Annotated in this window: 21 protein-coding genes and 1 tRNA gene; 16 read left to right on the forward strand and 6 right to left on the reverse strand. The window is 71.0% G+C overall.

Features of this window, described 5'->3' with window-relative positions:
* Window positions 1-36: 36 nt before the first annotated feature.
* Together OH807_RS22705 and OH807_RS22710 are read right to left on the reverse strand one after the other, a co-directional pair.
* Window positions 37-177 carry a hypothetical protein gene (locus OH807_RS22705; protein ID WP_406201836.1) on the reverse strand — a complete coding sequence of 47 codons (141 nt, stop codon included), beginning with the start codon at window positions 175-177 and terminating at the stop codon, window positions 37-39.
* 975 nt (window positions 178-1,152) lie between these two features.
* Window positions 1,153-1,632, reverse strand: a complete 480-nt coding sequence (locus OH807_RS22710) for an NUDIX hydrolase (RefSeq protein ID WP_406211126.1) — start codon at window positions 1,630-1,632, stop codon at window positions 1,153-1,155.
* A gap of 18 nt (window positions 1,633-1,650) precedes the next feature.
* Between OH807_RS22710 and OH807_RS22715 the strand changes: the two genes are divergently transcribed.
* The 15 genes from OH807_RS22715 (at window position 1,651) to OH807_RS22785 (ending at window position 10,340) form a co-directional block, all read left to right on the forward strand.
* Window positions 1,651-2,430, forward strand: coding sequence for a GntR family transcriptional regulator (locus tag OH807_RS22715; protein WP_406201838.1), 780 nt, complete (start codon window positions 1,651-1,653; stop codon window positions 2,428-2,430).
* Between the two features lie 137 nt (window positions 2,431-2,567).
* Complete coding sequence (locus OH807_RS22720) at window positions 2,568-2,912, forward strand: hypothetical protein (RefSeq protein ID WP_406201841.1); 345 nt, start codon at window positions 2,568-2,570, stop codon at window positions 2,910-2,912.
* A 5-nt stretch (window positions 2,913-2,917) separates the two neighbouring features.
* On the forward strand, window positions 2,918-4,297 hold the full coding sequence (locus tag OH807_RS22725; protein WP_406201844.1) for an FtsK/SpoIIIE domain-containing protein: 1,380 nt from the start codon (window positions 2,918-2,920) through the stop codon (window positions 4,295-4,297).
* An 84-nt stretch (window positions 4,298-4,381) separates the two neighbouring features.
* On the forward strand, window positions 4,382-4,507 hold the full coding sequence (locus tag OH807_RS22730; protein ID WP_406201846.1) for a hypothetical protein: 126 nt from the start codon (window positions 4,382-4,384) through the stop codon (window positions 4,505-4,507).
* A 24-nt stretch (window positions 4,508-4,531) separates the two neighbouring features.
* Complete coding sequence (locus tag OH807_RS22735) at window positions 4,532-4,708, forward strand: hypothetical protein (protein ID WP_406201849.1); 177 nt, start codon at window positions 4,532-4,534, stop codon at window positions 4,706-4,708.
* A gap of 78 nt (window positions 4,709-4,786) precedes the next feature.
* Window positions 4,787-5,479 (forward strand): DUF2637 domain-containing protein, encoded by a 693-nt coding sequence (locus OH807_RS22740; protein ID WP_406201851.1) that lies wholly within the window; start codon window positions 4,787-4,789, stop codon window positions 5,477-5,479.
* A 14-nt stretch (window positions 5,480-5,493) separates the two neighbouring features.
* Window positions 5,494-5,685 (forward strand): mobile element transfer protein, encoded by a 192-nt coding sequence (locus OH807_RS22745; protein ID WP_380389346.1) that lies wholly within the window; start codon window positions 5,494-5,496, stop codon window positions 5,683-5,685.
* A gap of 15 nt (window positions 5,686-5,700) precedes the next feature.
* A complete protein-coding gene (locus tag OH807_RS22750) occupies window positions 5,701-5,889 on the forward strand; it encodes a hypothetical protein (protein ID WP_406201853.1) in 189 nt (62 codons plus the stop codon).
* An 8-nt stretch (window positions 5,890-5,897) separates the two neighbouring features.
* On the forward strand, window positions 5,898-6,440 hold the full coding sequence (locus OH807_RS22755) for a hypothetical protein (RefSeq protein ID WP_406201856.1): 543 nt from the start codon (window positions 5,898-5,900) through the stop codon (window positions 6,438-6,440).
* A gap of 79 nt (window positions 6,441-6,519) precedes the next feature.
* On the forward strand, window positions 6,520-7,074 hold the full coding sequence (locus tag OH807_RS22760) for a GGDEF domain-containing protein (protein WP_406201858.1): 555 nt from the start codon (window positions 6,520-6,522) through the stop codon (window positions 7,072-7,074).
* 100 nt (window positions 7,075-7,174) lie between these two features.
* Window positions 7,175-7,354: a hypothetical protein gene (locus OH807_RS22765; protein WP_406201861.1), complete on the forward strand. Its 180-nt coding sequence runs from the start codon at window positions 7,175-7,177 to the stop codon at window positions 7,352-7,354.
* Between the two features lies 1 nt (window position 7,355).
* Window positions 7,356-7,523: a hypothetical protein gene (locus tag OH807_RS22770; protein ID WP_406201863.1), complete on the forward strand. Its 168-nt coding sequence runs from the start codon at window positions 7,356-7,358 to the stop codon at window positions 7,521-7,523.
* 129 nt (window positions 7,524-7,652) lie between these two features.
* Complete coding sequence (locus OH807_RS22775) at window positions 7,653-8,933, forward strand: replication initiator (RefSeq protein WP_406211128.1); 1,281 nt, start codon at window positions 7,653-7,655, stop codon at window positions 8,931-8,933.
* A complete protein-coding gene (locus OH807_RS22780; protein WP_406201865.1) occupies window positions 8,926-9,177 on the forward strand; it encodes a helix-turn-helix domain-containing protein in 252 nt (83 codons plus the stop codon). Before OH807_RS22775 ends, OH807_RS22780 begins: the two co-directional genes overlap by 8 nt.
* Window positions 9,174-10,340 carry a tyrosine-type recombinase/integrase gene (locus tag OH807_RS22785; RefSeq protein ID WP_406201868.1) on the forward strand — a complete coding sequence of 389 codons (1,167 nt, stop codon included), beginning with the start codon at window positions 9,174-9,176 and terminating at the stop codon, window positions 10,338-10,340. Before OH807_RS22780 ends, OH807_RS22785 begins: the two co-directional genes overlap by 4 nt.
* A 77-nt stretch (window positions 10,341-10,417) precedes the next feature.
* On the opposite strand, the gene OH807_RS22790 is transcribed toward OH807_RS22785, so the two are convergent.
* The 3 genes from OH807_RS22790 to OH807_RS22800 all read right to left on the reverse strand — a co-directional run bounded on the left by OH807_RS22790 (window position 10,418) and on the right by OH807_RS22800 (window position 12,285).
* Window positions 10,418-10,491 (reverse strand) — tRNA-Pro (locus OH807_RS22790).
* 100 nt (window positions 10,492-10,591) lie between these two features.
* A complete protein-coding gene (locus OH807_RS22795) occupies window positions 10,592-11,533 on the reverse strand; it encodes a metallophosphoesterase (RefSeq protein ID WP_406201870.1) in 942 nt (313 codons plus the stop codon).
* A gap of 95 nt (window positions 11,534-11,628) precedes the next feature.
* The gene (locus OH807_RS22800) at window positions 11,629-12,285 is read right to left on the reverse strand and encodes a CGNR zinc finger domain-containing protein (protein ID WP_406201873.1); all 657 of its coding nucleotides are present in this window, start codon (window positions 12,283-12,285) and stop codon (window positions 11,629-11,631) included.
* Window positions 12,286-12,410: 125 nt separating this feature from the next.
* On the opposite strand from OH807_RS22800, the gene OH807_RS22805 reads away from it, so the two are divergent.
* Entirely contained in the window at window positions 12,411-12,866 is a 456-nt protein-coding gene (locus OH807_RS22805; protein ID WP_406201876.1) for a GatB/YqeY domain-containing protein, read from the forward strand.
* Window positions 12,867-13,002: 136 nt separating this feature from the next.
* Here the strand turns inward: OH807_RS22805 and OH807_RS22810 are convergent, their stop codons facing one another.
* The gene (locus OH807_RS22810) at window positions 13,003-15,249 is read right to left on the reverse strand and encodes a transglycosylase domain-containing protein (protein WP_406201879.1); all 2,247 of its coding nucleotides are present in this window, start codon (window positions 15,247-15,249) and stop codon (window positions 13,003-13,005) included.
* Window positions 15,250-15,347: the final 98 nt, after the last annotated feature.

Consider the following 15,347-nt stretch of genomic DNA (forward strand, 5'->3'; position numbering starts at 1 on the left):
GACACTGTGCGGGGGCGTTGTAGCGCAATTAGTCACTCAGTTGTGGGTGGTCCGCCTGCGTGCGCTCGCTACCGGCGGCCGTTCGCCGATGGTGAGCGCCACGATGCCGGCCATCGCTGAGAGTGTGGCTGGCAGGATGTCGGCTGGCGCTCGCAGCACCACCACGATGATGATCACAACCACTGGCCAGATGTGCGGGGACCTTGTTGACAAGGGCCCCGGGGTAGGAGACAGACTCACAGCAGTACCTCCAAGAGGTGCTCACGGCCCGCCATGCCGCACTTGGTTCCCGCCTCAGCGGCACTGGCGGGCTTCGCCATTCGGTTTGCCGACCGTAACAGTCATCAAGCCAGTGGAGGGTGCCGCAGGGATCCCCGTACAGTCACTCTCAGATACGTGGATAGAGGTTGGTCTTACATAAAGTGACCGACCATTTGACGCTGAATTGCCCCCCGCACCCCCATGCAGCCTCACCGTCCCCCAAGGCGTAGATCATCCTCTTCTGATCGTCGAAACGGATAGCCGTCGGTAATCGAGCAGGATGGCTGATTCCAGACGATGGCCTCTGAATTCGGCGGGGAACTCACGGCCGGGATGTGGGCCTGCCTCGGCTGGGACTGAGCGGGACCGCTTGCTTCCTTGTGCTCGCCGCCGGCAGATCTTGGGCTGAGCGGGGTGGTTCCCTCGTCGATCGGGCAGCTTCGCCGCACCCGGGTTCTCCAGGGGCCGCCAAGGCTCACCTCGTGACGCTTGCGCTTGGCCTTGGCGGCCCCTGGGGGTTCCGGGTACGCCCTTGGGTGTCCGGTCGACGAGGGGGCCGTCCCGCGACCCACCACGATCACCCCATCGACGCTGAACTGTCGCGCCTGCCCGCCACTCCCTCCGAGGAGGGCCGGGGTTTGGGGCAGAGCCCCACTTCTCTCTGCCGCTACTCGCGGCACCGCCGGCCGCCGCCGGAGCGGGGCGTAGACAGGAGCGACGGCGAGCGGCCGGGCGAGTGCCGCGCGGCGCTCGGCGCCGCGCCTTGAACCCGTAGAGAAGGTTTTTACGCACTCGCGTTCCTCCTCCTCGTTCACCCACACCCTTCCACCCCCTGCCTTGGTAGGCCGATGGCTGAAGTCGGTCGGGTCGTGGAGCTGAAGTCCCGCTAGCTCAGCTCGCCTGCGGCATGTCGATGAGCGCCCGGCCGTCGTGCGTCCGGATGTGTGGGGCCGCTTCGTCCTGGAGGGCGTCGAGCAGGCGGACGGCGTAGACCTCGCCCATCCGGTCGGCGACCTCGTCCGGGGTCAGCCACGCGACCGCGGTGGACTCGTCGGAGAGCTGCTCGTTCCCGCCCTCCGGGTGGCAGCGGAAGACCAGTGCGACGACGCCTCGGTTCACGTTCTTGTAGACCCCGGTGAGCCGTTCCACCGAGACCTTGATGCCGGTCTCCTCGTACACCTCGCGGCGCACACCGTCCTCGACCGTCTCCGAGAGTTCCAGCACGCCGCCGGGCGGCTCCCACGTCCCGTTGTCGGCCCGCCGGATGGCCAGCAGCCGGCCGTCCTCGCGCACGACCGCGCCGGCCACCGACACGGAGTGGAGCGGCGTTGACGCTTGCAATGCGGGGTTGGTACTCATGTACAGGAGAATAGGAGACCTTTCATCCCCATGGCGAGTGGCGAGGCCGCATCGACGGCGAAGGCGAAGTACCAGCAGATCGCGGACGACCTGGCGTCCCAGATCCGGTCGGGGGTCCTGCCTCCGGGCGCGTCCATCCCGAGTGAAGCCGAACTCATGGAGCGGTACGGGGTGGCCTCCGGCACCGTCCGGAAGGCAGTCGCGGAGCTCCGGACGACCCAGCTCATCGAGACCCACCACGGCCGGGGCTCCTTCGTCCGGTCGCGCCCCCCGGTGCAACGGAAGTCCTCGGACCGGTTCCGCCGTGCCCACCGGCTCGCGGGCAAGGCGGCCTACCTGGCGGAGGCCGAGCAGTCGGGCGGCACGCCCTCCGTCAACGTGCTCTTCGTGGGCCCGGTGGATGCGCCGGCCGACATCGCCGAGCGTCTGAACGTCCCGGCCGGCTCCAAGGTGCTGGCCCGTAAGCGGCGCTACTTCCGGGACGGGACGCCCACCGAGGAGGCCACCTCCTACCTGCCGTGGGATGTGGTCAAGGACATCCCGGAGACCTTCGCCGAGAACCCCGGTGGCGGCGGTATCTATGCCCGGTTGGAGGAGCACGGCCACACTCTGGCCGAGTTCACCGAGACCGTCCGGGCCCGGCTGGCGACCAAGGCAGAGACCGTGGCGCTCGCCCTGAGCCCGGGTTCGCCGGTGTTCCACCTGGTTCGCGATGCGGTCACGGATGCCGGCCGCGTGGTGGAGGTCTGCGACACGATCATGGCTGCTGACCAGTTCGTTCTGGACTACCGGTTCGCCGCTCGCGACTGACGCTCATTCAACTTCCTCGGCCCGTCGCAAGTTTCTTCTCGCGGCGGGTTGACTCATATACAGGAGTCGGGCACTCTTCTATCCATCAACTCATGTACATGAGTGCATGAGAGTGGCTCCGTTAGAGGAGATGCGGCATGGCCGTGTTCAAGATCGACCTTTCGACCGCCTTCGTGTTCGTGGTCGTCCCGCCCGCCCCGAAGCTGGTGAACAAGCAGACCGGCGAGATCGCGATGGACCGCGAGACCGGCGCCCGGCTGCTCACCGTGGGCCTGACGGTCGCCGACGAGGGTGAGGCGAACCTCTACACCGTGACCGTGCCGGAGACCGGCATCTCGGACGGCCTGGCGGTCGGCATGCCGGTGGCGGTGACCGGGCTCAAGGCCCGTGACTGGGAGAACGAGTTCAACGGCCAGAAGCGGCACGGCATCTCGTTCCGCGCGGCGGCCATCACGTCCCTCGTCCCGGCCACGAAGGGCTGAGCACCATGTCTCAGCTGCTGACGCTGGCCGAGGCGGGCGGGCCCGTGGTGGCCGTCGCCGGTGGGGTCGCGTATGCCAAGGCCAAGGCACCGGCGGTGTACTGGTCGGCGATCGGCCTGCCAGTCACGGCGGTCCGGTTCTCCGCGACGTACGGCAGCACCATGGACGCCTGCGGGCTGACGGTGCCGCCGTCCCGGTTACGGGTCCTGGTCACCCGGGCCACCAGCCGCCGGGAGATCCGCCCGGTGCCGCCGAGGATTCGCGGGGTCCGGCCGACCTCGACCGGTCTGCGGGTCCGGCTGCGGTTGGCGCCCGGTCAGGAACCGGCGGACGTGGCGGCCTCGGCCGAACGCCTGCGCCACGCCTGGGGCGTGCACGCCGTGCACGTGTCCGTGGTCAAGCCCGGTGTGGTGGAGCTGCGGATGACCGGCTACGACGTGCTCCGCAAGGTGCGGATGCCGCGTCGGCCGCCGTCCGGTGAGCTGCTGGTCCCGGTGGCACTGCGGGACGACGGTACGGCGTTCGTCCGGGACTACCGGGCCGTCCCGCACTGCCTGACCCTGGGCACGACGCTGACCGGGAAATCCGTCTACATGCGCAACCTGGTGACCGGCCTCGCCCGGCGCCGGGTCGCGCTGGTGGGGATCGACTGCAAACTCGGTGTGGAACAGGCCCCGTTCGCCCCGCGCCTGTCGGCCCTGGCCACCGACCCGGTGCAGGCAACCGCGCTGCTGGACAGCCTGATCGCCGAGATGGACGCGCGATACGACCTGATCCGGTCCCACCAGGGCGTACCCGGCTCGGTCCCGGACCACGAGGTCACCTCTGACATCTGGGGCCTGCCGGCGGAACTGCGGCCGGTGCCGCTGGTACTCCTGGTCGACGAGGTGGCGGAGCTGTTCCTCGTCGCGACCCGCAAGGACGAGGACCGGCGGGACCACATGGTCACCCAGCTCGTCCGCTACGCCCAACTCGGCCGCGCCGCAGGGATGTTCCTGGAGGCCTGCGGTCAGCGGTTCGGCTCGGAGCTGGGCAAGGGCGCCACGATGCTCCGGGCCCAGCTCACCGGCCGCATCGTCCACCGGGTCAACGACCGGCCGACCGCCGAGATGGGCCTGGGCGACATCGCGCCCGAAGCCGTCCTCGCCGCGACCTCGATCGCCCCCGAGATGCCCGGGACGGCCGTGGCCGGCGACTCCTCCGGCGGCTGGTCCCGCATCCGGACGCCGTACCTGTCCCTCGCCGACGCGGCCCGCATCTGCCGGGAGACCGCCCACCTGGCGCCCGACCTCCCCGCCCTCGCGGCCTTCCGCCCGGTCGTACCGGCCCAAGCCCCGGCTGTCGACAGCCCGTCCCTGGTCAAGCCCCGCCCCGTCGCCGGCTGACCCGTCACCCACCCCGGTCGGCGCGACCGCCACCTGCCACGTCCCTACCCCGCCATGTCCGAACCGGCCCTGGAAGGAAGACCCGTGAGCGACCCGCAGAACGGAAGCGAGCAGCAGGACACCCCGCCCGACACCCACGGAGACGAGTGCTACGGCATCCACCGGGACCCGGACGGCGACTACCGCACCTGCGACGGCCGGCCCATCTGATCACCGACCACCGAAGGATCGTCTGTGCCCACCACCCGCAAGCGCCGAGTTCCCGCCCCGCCCAAGTGCCCCGGCTGCGCCGGTGAGGGCTGGGTGCGCGAGACCCACACCGTCGGCCGCGGCAAGAAGTCCCGCCCGGCCGGAGAGGTCGAAGTCCTTTGCCCCACCTGCCTCGGCACCGGCACGGCCACCGCCGAGTAGCCACCCGTTCGCCGGGAGCAGGCGACGAACCCCCGACCCGCCTGGTCCCGGCTCCACCCCAGGAAGGAGGACCGACCGATGCGCCTTCCCCGCCCGGACGCCGTGCTCGTGCAAGCCGCCATCGCCGGTGCCCTGTCCTTCGCCCACCTCCACGACCTCGCCGCCGCTGCTGGACAGAACGGCTGGAAGGCCTGGGCCTACCCGGTCTCCGTCGACCTGCTCCTCGTCGCCGCCTGGCACCGCATGCGGGTCCAGCGGGCAGCCGGGATCCCGGCCCCGGCCGCATGGACCTGGTTCGCCATCGCCCTGGCCGCCTCGCTCGGCGCCAACGTCGCCACCGCCGGGCTGCTGAACCTGGGCGCCGTTCCGGCCTGGCTCCGCATCCTCGTCGCCGGCTGGCCCGCCCTCGCCTTCTTCGGCGGCACCCTGCTCGCCCACGCCACCACCGAGCACCGCGCCGATCCCGCACCGGAACCGCCGGTCTATGAGCCGGAGCCCGCTGCACCGTCGGTCACCCCGGTCGCCGAGCCCGAATCGAAGGCCGTCGAAGCGCCCGAACCCGCGCCCGCCCTGCCTTCCGCTCCATCCGCGCCGACCCTGCCCGTCCCGGTCCCGGCCGTCTCCGTGCCGACCGCTCTGGTCGACCACGCCCGCAAGGTTGCCGACGACCACCGCACCCGGACCGGCGCCCCGATCGACCCGGACACCCTGCGCGCTCGCCTCGGTGTCCCGTCCCAGCTCGCCGACGCCATCGTCGCCCAGCTCGCCTGACCGGAGGTCACGCCGTGCCCCGTCCGATCCGCCCGCGCAACACCATCCGCATCGGCCCCGTGCAGGTCGCCACCTACTACGACGGCCGGGGCCGCGAGAAGCACACCGCCGTCTGCACCGCCCCGCGCTGCGGTTTCTCCGCTGACTACGACTCCCGCCCGGCCGCTGAGATCGCCGCCCGCACCCACCGCTGCACCGTCCGCTGACAGGAGACCGAACCCATGAACGTCACCCTGCCCCTGGTCGTCGTCCTCGGCGCCGGCGTCTGGACCGCCGTCAAGCTCCTCGGCATCCGCCTCTGGGTCGCCGCCCTGATCGCCCTCTTCGGCTTCTACCTCGCCGGGACCTTCCTCGCCCCGGTCATCGAGGAGACCACCCGCACCGGCGTCACCGCCGTCAACCCCAAGTGAGCCCCGCCATGACGACCGTCACCGCACTCGGCTCCCTTCCGCCGCTCGTCCTCACCCCGGACGCCTCCGGCCTGGTCGCGGAGATCGAGGCGTACCTCGCCTCCCTGCCCGCCCCGGCCCGCGTCCCGGTCCCGTACCTCTCGCCGCTCGGCTCCACGGTGGAGCTCTGGAACGCAGGTCACCCGCTGCCCCGCCCGACGCTGCTCGACCGCCTCGCTCACCGTCCGGCCCGCCCGGTTCCGGTGACCGCCGCCGATCACCTGCGGCTCGCGTCCCGCTACATCAGCACCTTCGGTTGGCTCCAGGGAGCTATGTGGGACACCTCCGGCCGGGTCTGCCTCCTCGGCGCTCAGGCTGCCGTCCTCGCCCACGGGTACGGCACCCCGCTGACCGTCCAGACCGCGCGGGTCCAGCTCATGGAGGTCCTGCACTCCACCGGCCGCCCCGTGGGCTCCCCGGACGAGTACAACGACCGCCCCGCCACCCGCCAGGCCGACATTCACCAGCTGCTCGACCGAGCCTCGGCCCGCGCACTCTCCCTCGGTCTCTGACCGGTCCCCGGGGCGGCCCGACACCGCCAAGCATCCCGCCGCCCCGGGGCCCGCAACCCGCACCGGAAGGACTCGCACGATGGACCTCGCCCCGATCCTCGCCGCCGCCGGCGTCCCCCTGGTCGGCTGGAGCACCCACAGCACCTGGCTCTACCGCCGCCTCGCCACCGCCCGCCGCGACCCGCTCACCGGCCTGCACACCCGCGACGGCTTCACCATCCGCGCCGAGCACCTGATCCGCTCCCACCCGGCCCGCACCGCGGTCCTGTTCATCGACCTGGACGACTTCAAGGCTGTCAACGACACCCACGGCCACGCCGCCGGCGACGCCGTCCTCGCGGCCACCGCCGCCCGGATCTCCGTTTGGTGCGGGGCCCACGGCCTCGCCGCCCGCCTCGGCGGAGACGAATTCGCCGCCGTCGTCCTGGACGCCACTGCTGAACGCCTGGAAGCCCTGAGCACGGCTCTCCTAAAGCCGGTGTCGCACCTCCACGGCCTGCCCCCGGTGGGCGCCTCCGTCGGCCACTGCCACCTCGCAGAACTGCCGGTGCCCTCGCTCACGGACGCGCTCGCCGCCGCCGACCGCGACATGTACTCCCACAAGCCCGACGGCCGGACCTCCCGCCGCCGCTAGCAAGACCGGTCTCCGAGGCGGCTCGACACCGCCAAGCATTCCGCCGCCCCGGAGACCGCAACCCCTCCCCGAACCGAAGCCCACGAAGGAGACCTTCATCATGCCCCAGCACAGCCACGCCCAGCCCCGGATCTGCCCCGACTGCTCCGGCTTCGCCGCCGTGGCCATCGCCACCGGTCTGCGTCTGCGTGACGGTTCCCGCGCCACCGTCCGGGTCAACTGCCGCACCTGCCACGGCACCGCCACCCGCCCGCTGGCTAGCGCCGTGCAGGCCGTCTGACATGGCTTCCCTCGACTGGCGCCACTCCCGCCACTGGGCCAAGAAGCCCGCCCCCTGCGGCATCTGCGACAAGCCCACCAACCTCCGCTCCGACCTCGGCAAGCCCGTCCACAAGGTGTGCGCCGAGGAGTGGATCGACAAGCACCCCCAGCCCGCCGACCGGCCCTGACCACCTGGCCCCGGAACCACCGACCGCTGGTTCCGGGGCCCGCTCCTCGCCCAGGAGGTGAATCACCACTTGACCGCCACCGTGCCGCCCCCGATCGCTGACCTGATCGGCCTCGCCCAGCTCGGCACCATGCCCGCCCTCATGCGACAGCTCTCCGGCCTCGCCGGCTGCACCACCCCCATCCGCCTCGACGGTTGGCGCACCGAGATCAACGAAAGCACCGGCCAGGTCCTGCACCACCTGGAGTCCGCCGAACTGCCCGCGGGCAACCTCCTGCTCCGCTGCGGCAACCGGCGCGTCACCCGCTGCCCGTCCTGCGCAGAGACCTACCGCCGCGACACCTACCACCTGATCACCGCCGGGCTCATCGGCGGCAAGGGCACCCCGGAAGCCGTCGCCACGCACCCCCGGGTCTTCGCCACCTTCACCGCCCCCAGCTTCGGCCCCGTCCACAACCGCCCCACCGCCGGCCGCTGCCGCTGCGGCACCACCCACCCCGCCGATGCCCCGGCCCTCGGCTCGCCCCTCAACCCCGACACCTACGACTACGAAGCCGCGGTTCTCTGGAACGCCCATGCCGGCAAGATCTGGGCCCGCTTCTCCATCCACCTGCGCCGCGAAGTCGCCAAACGCGCCGGACTGACACAGCGGGAGTTCAAGGACTTCGCCCGGATCTCCTTCGGCAAGGTCGCCGAGTACCAGAAGCGCGGTGCGATCCACTTCCACGCCGTGATCCGCCTGGACGGCCCCGAGGGCGGCGACACCGTTCCGCCGTCCTGGGCGTCGGCCGAACTGCTCACCGACGCGATCCGCGCCGCCGCCCGCCGCACCGAAATCCCCGGCCCGCTCCTCAGCGGCCGGGAGCACCGCTTCGCCTTCGGCACCCAGCTCGACATCCGCACCATCCGCAGCGCCGACTTCACCGGCCCGGTCCAGATCACCGAACGGGCCGTCGCCGCCTACATCGCCAAGTACGCGACCAAGGGCGCCGAGACCGCCGCTGGCTCTCTCGACCGCCCCGTGCGGTTCCTCGCCGAGATCGGCCACCTCGACATCCCCGACCACGCCCGCCGGCTCATCCGCACCTGCTGGGACCTCGGCGCCGACCCCGAACTGGCAGAACTCCGCCTCCGGGCCTGGGCCCACATGCTCGGCTTCCGGGGTCACTTCTCCACCAAGACGCGCAAGTACTCCACCACCCTCGGCGCACTCCGCACCGCCCGCGCCGCCTGGCGCCGCGCCCAGACCCTCGAACGCCTCCACGGCCCCGACACCCCGCCCACCGAGGAGACCACCCTCGTCATCGCCCACTGGGCCTTCGCCGGCACCGGCCTCACCCCCGGCGAGACCTGGCTCACCGCCGCACTGCAACCCGCAGCTGGAACGGAAGGAGAACCGACACATGGCTGACGCAGTGATGACCATGATCCGTCGTCCGCACAGGCGCTCCGAGGGTGAGGCATTCACCGGTCCGGTCCTCTACCGGGTGGCCGACGCCATGAACGTCTTGAGCATGAGTCGAACCGTCATCTACGACCTGATCCGCACGGGGCGCCTGCGCACGGTCTGCGAGGGCCGTTCCCGCCGCATTCCGGCGTCCGCCATCACTGACTACGTTGCGCTGCTGGAGCGCGAAGCAGGGGGGAAGCAGTGACCACCCGTCGCAGCAGGGGGGACGGCGGTCTCCACTGGGACGAGAAGCGGCAGCGCTGGATTGCCACGGCCAGTCTCGGCTACGACCCGAGCGGCAAGCGCATCGTGAAGCGCGGCAGCGGCAAGACCAAGACCGAGGCCAAGAACAAGCTGAAGGAAGTCCTTCGGGACCACGAGGACGGTCTCGCCATCGCGCCCACCAACTACACGGTGGAGAAGGCGGTCAACGACTGGCTGACGTACGGCCTCGCCGGCCGGGATCAGAAGACCCTGGACACCTGCACCATCCTGAGCCGTACCCACGTGATCCCGGCACTCGGCGCCCGCAAGCTCCGGGACCTCAGCGCCGAGGATGTGGACCGCTGGCTGGCCACCAAGGCCAAGACCCTGAGCACCCGCACCTTGCAGGGCCTCCACTCCTGCCTGAACCGGGCCGTCAAGCGCGCCATGGCCCGGGACAAGGTGAAGCGCAACGTCGTGGAGCTGTGCTCCGTCCCCACCGGCCAGCCCGGACGGCCGTCCAAGGCGCTGACGTTCGCTCAGGCCGAGGCCGTGCTGAAGTCGGCGGAGGAGACCTCGATGTACGCCTACGTCGTCGTGTCCCTGCTTACCGGAGCGCGCACCGAGGAACTGCGGGCACTGACCTGGGACCACGTGTTCCTGAAGGGCCAGCCCGGCGCGAACCCGCCGATCCCGCCGCACATCGCCGTGTGGCGCTCGGTCCGAGCCGGCGGCGACACCAAGACCCAGAAGTCCCGCCGGACGCTCGCGCTCCCGGCCCGGTGCGTCGAAGCGCTCTGGGACCACTGGGTCGATCAGGGCTGGGACCGCCTCGCGGCCGGCGACAAGTGGGAGGAGAACAGCCTCGTCTTCCACTCTGCCGTGGGCACCGAGCTGGACCCGTCCCACGTCCGCCGGGCGTTCCGTACCGCCATCGCCAAGGCCGAGGGAGTCACCGCCGCTGAGTGGACGCCGCGTGAGCTGCGGCACAGCTTCGTGTCCCTGCTGTCGGACAAGGGCGTACCCCTGGAGGAGATCTCCCGGCTGGTCGGCCACTCCAGCACTGCGGTGACCGAAGAGGTCTACCGGAAGCAGATCCGCCCAGTGATCCAGACCGGCGCCGTCGTCATGGACGATCTGTTCGCGCAGGGTCCTGAGCCATAGTCACGCAGTTGGTCACGCACAACGAGGAAGGGCCCTATCGGATCTCTCCGATAGGGCCCTTGCCTTGTACTACTGGGTCGGGGTGGCGGGATTTGAACCCACGGCCTCTTCGTCCCGAACGAAGCGCGCTACCAAGCTGCGCCACACCCCGGTCCTGCTGTTTGTCGCTCCGTCTCCTTCGCGACGAGTAGAACTCTACCGGACGCTCGCCGAGAGACGAAATCCGATTCCCGGTGGGCGTCCGTCGCAGGTCAGGGGGCGGGGGTGAGGGTGAGGAGGGTGGCCTCGGGAGGGCAGGCGAAGCGGACCGGGGTGTAGCGGTTGGTGCCGCATCCGGCGGAGACGTGGAGGTAGGAGCGGCGGCCGCCGGCCTGGTGGGTGGAGAGGCCCTTGACCCGCTTGGCGTCGAGGTCGCAGTTGGTGACCAGGGCGCCGTAGAAGGGGATGCAGAGCTGGCCGCCGTGGGTGTGGCCGGCGAGGATCAGCGGGTAGCGGTCGGCGGTGAAGGCGTCCAGGACGCGCAGGTAGGGCGCGTGGACGACGGCGATGGAGAGGTCGGCCTCGGCGGACGGGCCGCCGGAGACCTCGCTGTAGCGGTCGCGGCGGATGTGCGGGTCGTCGAGGCCGGTGAACTCCAGGTCGAGGCCGCCGATGTTCAGCCGTCCCCGGGTGTTGGTGAGGTCGAGCCAGCCGGCCGAGTCGAAGCCGTCGCGCAGCTTCTCCCACGGGTTGTGGACGGCGCCGCTGATGCCGCGACCGGCGCTGCCGTCGGGGTTGTTCATGCCGTGGACGCCGCTGCGCATGGCCTGGAGGTAGCGGGCCGGGTTCTTGCGGGCCGGGCCGTAGTAGTCGTTCGAGCCGAAGACGTAGACGCCGGGGAACTCCATCAGCGGCCCGAGTGCGTCGAGGGTGGCGGGGACGCCGAGCGGGTCGGAGAGGTTGTCGCCCGTGTTGACCACCAGGTCGGGGCGGAGACCGGCAAGGCTCTGCAGCCAGCGCTGCTTCTTGCCCTGTCCGCTCACCATGTGGATGTCGGAGACCTGCAGTACCCGGACGGGGCGGGCGCCCCGCGGCAGGACGGGGATCTCGACGCGGCGGAGCCGGAAGGAACGGACCTCGTACCCGACGGAGTAGGCGAGGCAGGCGGCGCCGGTGGCGGCGATTCCGAGGGGGACGGAGTACAGCGGTCGCATCGCTCCATGCTCTCAGACGGGGGATCAGCCGGTGAACGTCCGGTGGGTGCGGGGGGACACGCCGCGCTACTCCAGGTGCCCGTGGCGGGGCGCGGTCAGGGGGCCGTCTGCCGGTCGGCGGGGTCGCGCCGGGCGCGCAGGGCGCGGACCTTGTGGCGGTTGCCGCAGCGTTCCATCGAGCACCAGCGCCGTCGTCCGGGGCGCGAGGTGTCGACGAAGATCAGGTAGCAGTCGTCGGCACCGCATTCGCGGATCCGGTCCGCGTGCGGGCCGGTGAGCAGGGCGATGGCGTCGCGGGCGACGGTCGAGGCGAGCTGGTCCCCGTCGGCGGGCAGCGGCGGCGCGGCGTCGCCGGCCGGGGTGATCTGCGGGACGAGCGGCGGGTGGGCGGCGGCCCGGTTGAGGACGGCGTAGTCCGTGGGGGCCCCGGCCGCGTCGTGGGCGCGGGCGGCGGCCAGGCGCCAGAGGGCGTCCCGCAGGGCCCGTATGCCGGAGAGCTGTTCGGGGCTGATGTCGACGGCCGGTGGCGCACTGCCGGCCGGCGCCGTTGCGGGGCGGGCGGGTCCGAGTCGGGAGAGCCCGAGCCAGGTCACCAGGTCCGCCGGCCGGTGCAGGATCTCGTACCGCGCGTAGGGGCCGGGGCCGCCGGTGGTGAGCAGTTCCAGGCAGAGTGCCCCGGGGTCGAAGAGGTACTCGGCGCCCCCGGGCGTGTGGAGGACCAGCCCGGAGGCCGGTGCTTCGACGGCAGTCATGTAACTACTATAAGAGGTTACATTGCGCGGCGGAAGGTCGTTCCGCCGCCGGGGCGCCGCAGGCCGGCGGGGCCCGCGTGGTTAATGCCGGGCACCCGAACGCCCCAGGTGGGAGACTCGGGGCCATGACCACGCTCAAGGCGCAGCTGCAGGAGGACCTCACGGCTGCCATCAGGGACCGGGACGAGCTCCGCTCGTCCACCATCCGGCTCACCCTCTCCGCCGTCACCAGCGAGGAGGTGGCGGGCAAGACCAAGCGCGAGCTGTCGGACGACGAGGTGCTGAAGGTGCTCGCCCGGGAGGCGAAGAAGCGCCGGGAGGCCGCCGAGGCGTTCGACACCGCCGGCCGGACCGAGCAGGCCGCCCGGGAGCGGGCGGAGGGTGAGCTGCTCGCCGGCTACCTGCCCAAGCAGCTCTCCGACGAGGAACTGGCCGCGATCGTGGCCGCCGCCGTCGCCGAGAGCGGTGCGACCGGCCCGCAGGGCATGGGTGCCGTGATGAAGCTGGTGAAGCCGAAGGTGGACGGGCTGGCCGAGGGTGGCCGGGTGGCCGCCGCGGTGAAGGCCGCGCTCGCCGGCTGACCGGCCCGGCGGCCCGACCGGCGCACCCGCCGGCCGGGACGTCCGGCCGGAGCCGGACGGACGCGCAGGCCCGAACCGAGAAGGGGCGCCCCCCGAGCAGTCGCTCGGGGGGCGCCCCTTTCCACGTGGCCGCCGGCTAGTGCCGGCCGCCTCCGTTGTTGCCGTTCCCGTTCCCGTTGCCGTTCCCGCCGATGATGCCCGGCGGGAAGGTGAACCCGCCGCCGATCATCCCGCCGCCGGGGTTGCCGCCCGCTGCCGCCGTCCCGCCGGGGTTCCCACCGGGGTTGCCGCCGGCCGCAGCCGCGTCACCGGGCGGCGGCGTCGCGCCGGCCGTCGGGGCGTTCGGGTCGGGCTTGGGGGCCGGGTCCGGGATGTTGATCGTCTGGATCTGCTCCTTCGGCGCGCCCTTGAGGGCCTGGTTCATCGCCAGCTGCCAGATCGGGCCGGGGCCGTCGGCGCCGAACACCTCGGGGAAGTACTTGCCGCCGATGGTGATGTTCTTCATCTTCACGCCGCCGGCCGGGCCGCCGAGCCAGACCGAGGTGGCGAGCGAGGGGGTGTAGCCGCTGAACCAGGCGGCCTTCTTCTCGTCGGTGGTACCGGTCTTGCCGGCGATCTGCCGGCCGTCGTCGAGGCCGAGCGAGGCCGCGGTGCCCTTCTCGGTCACGTTGAGCAGGACGGTGTTCAGGGCGTCCGCGGTGTTCTCGGAGAAGGCCTGGTTGCAGGTCGACTGCGGGACCTTGACGTCCTTGCCGTCCACCGTGGTGATCTTGTTGATCGCGATCGGGGTGCAGTACTTGCCGCGCGCGGCGAAGGTCGCGTAGACGTTCGCCATGGTCAGCGGGGAGAGCTCCATGGTGCCCAGGACCATCGAGGGCACCTCCTGGAACGCGTCGCCCTTCGCGGACTGGGTGATGCCGAGCTTGTTGGCCATCTGCTTCATCGCGCAGAGGCCGACCTGCTGTTCCATCTGCACGAAGTAGGTGTTGACCGACAGGGCCATCGCCTGCTTGAGCTCGTACGGCCCGATTTCCTTGTCGGACTCGTTCTTCACCGTGGCCTTGGGCTTGTCGGTGTTCTTCCAGGTGCCCGAGCAGGTGGACATCGACGGATAGTCGATCTTGTTCTCGGACGGGAACGGCTGGGTGGGGGCCATGCCCGACTCCAGCGCGGCCGCGGCCAGGATCGGCTTGAACGTCGAACCGGTCTGGAAGCCGTTGCCGCCGCCCATCACCGCGTCGACGTTGAGGTTGACGACGGTCTGGTTCTTGTTCGGGTCCAGGCCGTACGGGCGGGTCTGGGCCATCGCGAGGATCTTGCCGCTGCCCGGCTCCATCATGGTGGCGGCGGCCGACACCGGGTCGGTCACCTTCACCTTGGTGGTGACGGCGTTCTGCGCGGCGGCCTGCTTGTCCGGGTCGAGGGTGGTGTAGATGTTCAGGCCGCCCTGGTCCCAGACCTTCTTCCGCTCGGCGGCGGTCTTGCCGAAGGTCGGGTCCTGCTTGACCACGTGGCGGACGTAGTCGCAGAAGAAGCCCATGCCGGCGTTGGCGGTGATGCAGCCGTTCTGCGGGTCCTTGTACTTCAGGCCCAGCGGGGCGGCCTTGGCCTCCTTGGCCTGGTCCGCGGTGATGTGCTTGGCCTCGAGCATCTTGTCGATCACGACGTTGCGCCGCTTGAGGGTGTTCTCGGGGTAGCGCACCGCGTCGTACTGCGAGGGGTTCTGCACCATGCCGGCCAGAGTGGCGGCCTCGGCGACGGTGAGGTCCTTGTTGCTCTTGCTGAAGTACCGCTGCGAGGCGGCTTCGACCCCGTAGGCCTGGTGGCCGTAGAAGGTGATGTTCAGGTAGTTGGTGAGGATCTGGTCCTTGGTCAGATCCTCCTCCAGCTTGATCGCGACCTTCAGCTCCTGGATCTTGCGGCCCAGGGTCTTGCGCTGGGCCTCCAGGACGGCGGCCTGGTCGTCGCCGGCCTTCTCCACGTTGACGTTCTTCACGTACTGCTGCGTCAGCGTCGACGCGCCCTGCGAGGCGGTGCCGCTCTCCGCGTTCTTGCCGACCGCGCGGAGCACGCCCTTGAGGTCGACGGCGCCGTGCTCGTAGAAGCGGGCGTCCTCGATGTCGACCTGTGCCTGGCGCATGAAGGGCGACATCTGGTCGGCGGCGAGGACGGTGCGGTCGCGCTCGTAGACCTTGGCGATCAGCCCGCCCTTGGCGTCGAAGATCTGCGTGGCCTGGGTGAGCGGCGGCGTCTTGAAGTCGTCGGGGATGTTCTCGAAGCTCTCCGCCGTGTCCTTGGCGGTCAGCCCGAGGGCGCCGACGGCGGGCAGGGCGAGACCGGCGAGCAGGACTCCGGAGAGCACGCTGACACCCAGGAACTTCACTCCGTGTCCCGCGAAATCGAGCGGTGACCCGCGACGCCCGCCACGCGGAGCTCCGGTGTTGCCTGGGGGCTGGGGTGCCTGGGGGCGCTTCGGTGCCA

The organism is Kitasatospora sp. NBC_01560, assembly GCF_045208415.1.
In the GTDB taxonomy this organism is placed as follows: Bacteria; Actinomycetota; Actinomycetes; order Streptomycetales; family Streptomycetaceae; genus Kitasatospora.

Bases quoted from the DNA above. Each gene is read 5' to 3' on its own strand.
- OH807_RS22760 (WP_406201858.1), top strand. From the start codon at position 6,520: ATGGACCTCGCCCCGATCCTCGCCGCCGCCGGCGTCCCCCTGGTCGGC.
- OH807_RS22780 (WP_406201865.1), top strand. From the start codon at position 8,926: ATGGCTGACGCAGTGATGACCATGATCCGTCGTCCGCACAGGCGCTCC.
- OH807_RS22765 (WP_406201861.1), top strand. From the start codon at position 7,175: ATGCCCCAGCACAGCCACGCCCAGCCCCGGATCTGCCCCGACTGCTCC.
- OH807_RS22795 (WP_406201870.1), bottom strand. From the start codon at position 11,533: ATGCGACCGCTGTACTCCGTCCCCCTCGGAATCGCCGCCACCGGCGCC.
- OH807_RS22720 (WP_406201841.1), top strand. From the start codon at position 2,568: ATGGCCGTGTTCAAGATCGACCTTTCGACCGCCTTCGTGTTCGTGGTC.
- OH807_RS22755 (WP_406201856.1), top strand. From the start codon at position 5,898: ATGACGACCGTCACCGCACTCGGCTCCCTTCCGCCGCTCGTCCTCACC.
- OH807_RS22715 (WP_406201838.1), top strand. From the start codon at position 1,651: ATGGCGAGTGGCGAGGCCGCATCGACGGCGAAGGCGAAGTACCAGCAG.
- OH807_RS22770 (WP_406201863.1), top strand. From the start codon at position 7,356: ATGGCTTCCCTCGACTGGCGCCACTCCCGCCACTGGGCCAAGAAGCCC.
- OH807_RS22740 (WP_406201851.1), top strand. From the start codon at position 4,787: ATGCGCCTTCCCCGCCCGGACGCCGTGCTCGTGCAAGCCGCCATCGCC.
- OH807_RS22750 (WP_406201853.1), top strand. From the start codon at position 5,701: ATGAACGTCACCCTGCCCCTGGTCGTCGTCCTCGGCGCCGGCGTCTGG.
- OH807_RS22800 (WP_406201873.1), bottom strand. From the start codon at position 12,285: ATGACTGCCGTCGAAGCACCGGCCTCCGGGCTGGTCCTCCACACGCCC.
- OH807_RS22775 (WP_406211128.1), top strand. From the start codon at position 7,653: ATGCCCGCCCTCATGCGACAGCTCTCCGGCCTCGCCGGCTGCACCACC.
- OH807_RS22725 (WP_406201844.1), top strand. From the start codon at position 2,918: ATGTCTCAGCTGCTGACGCTGGCCGAGGCGGGCGGGCCCGTGGTGGCC.
- OH807_RS22805 (WP_406201876.1), top strand. From the start codon at position 12,411: ATGACCACGCTCAAGGCGCAGCTGCAGGAGGACCTCACGGCTGCCATC.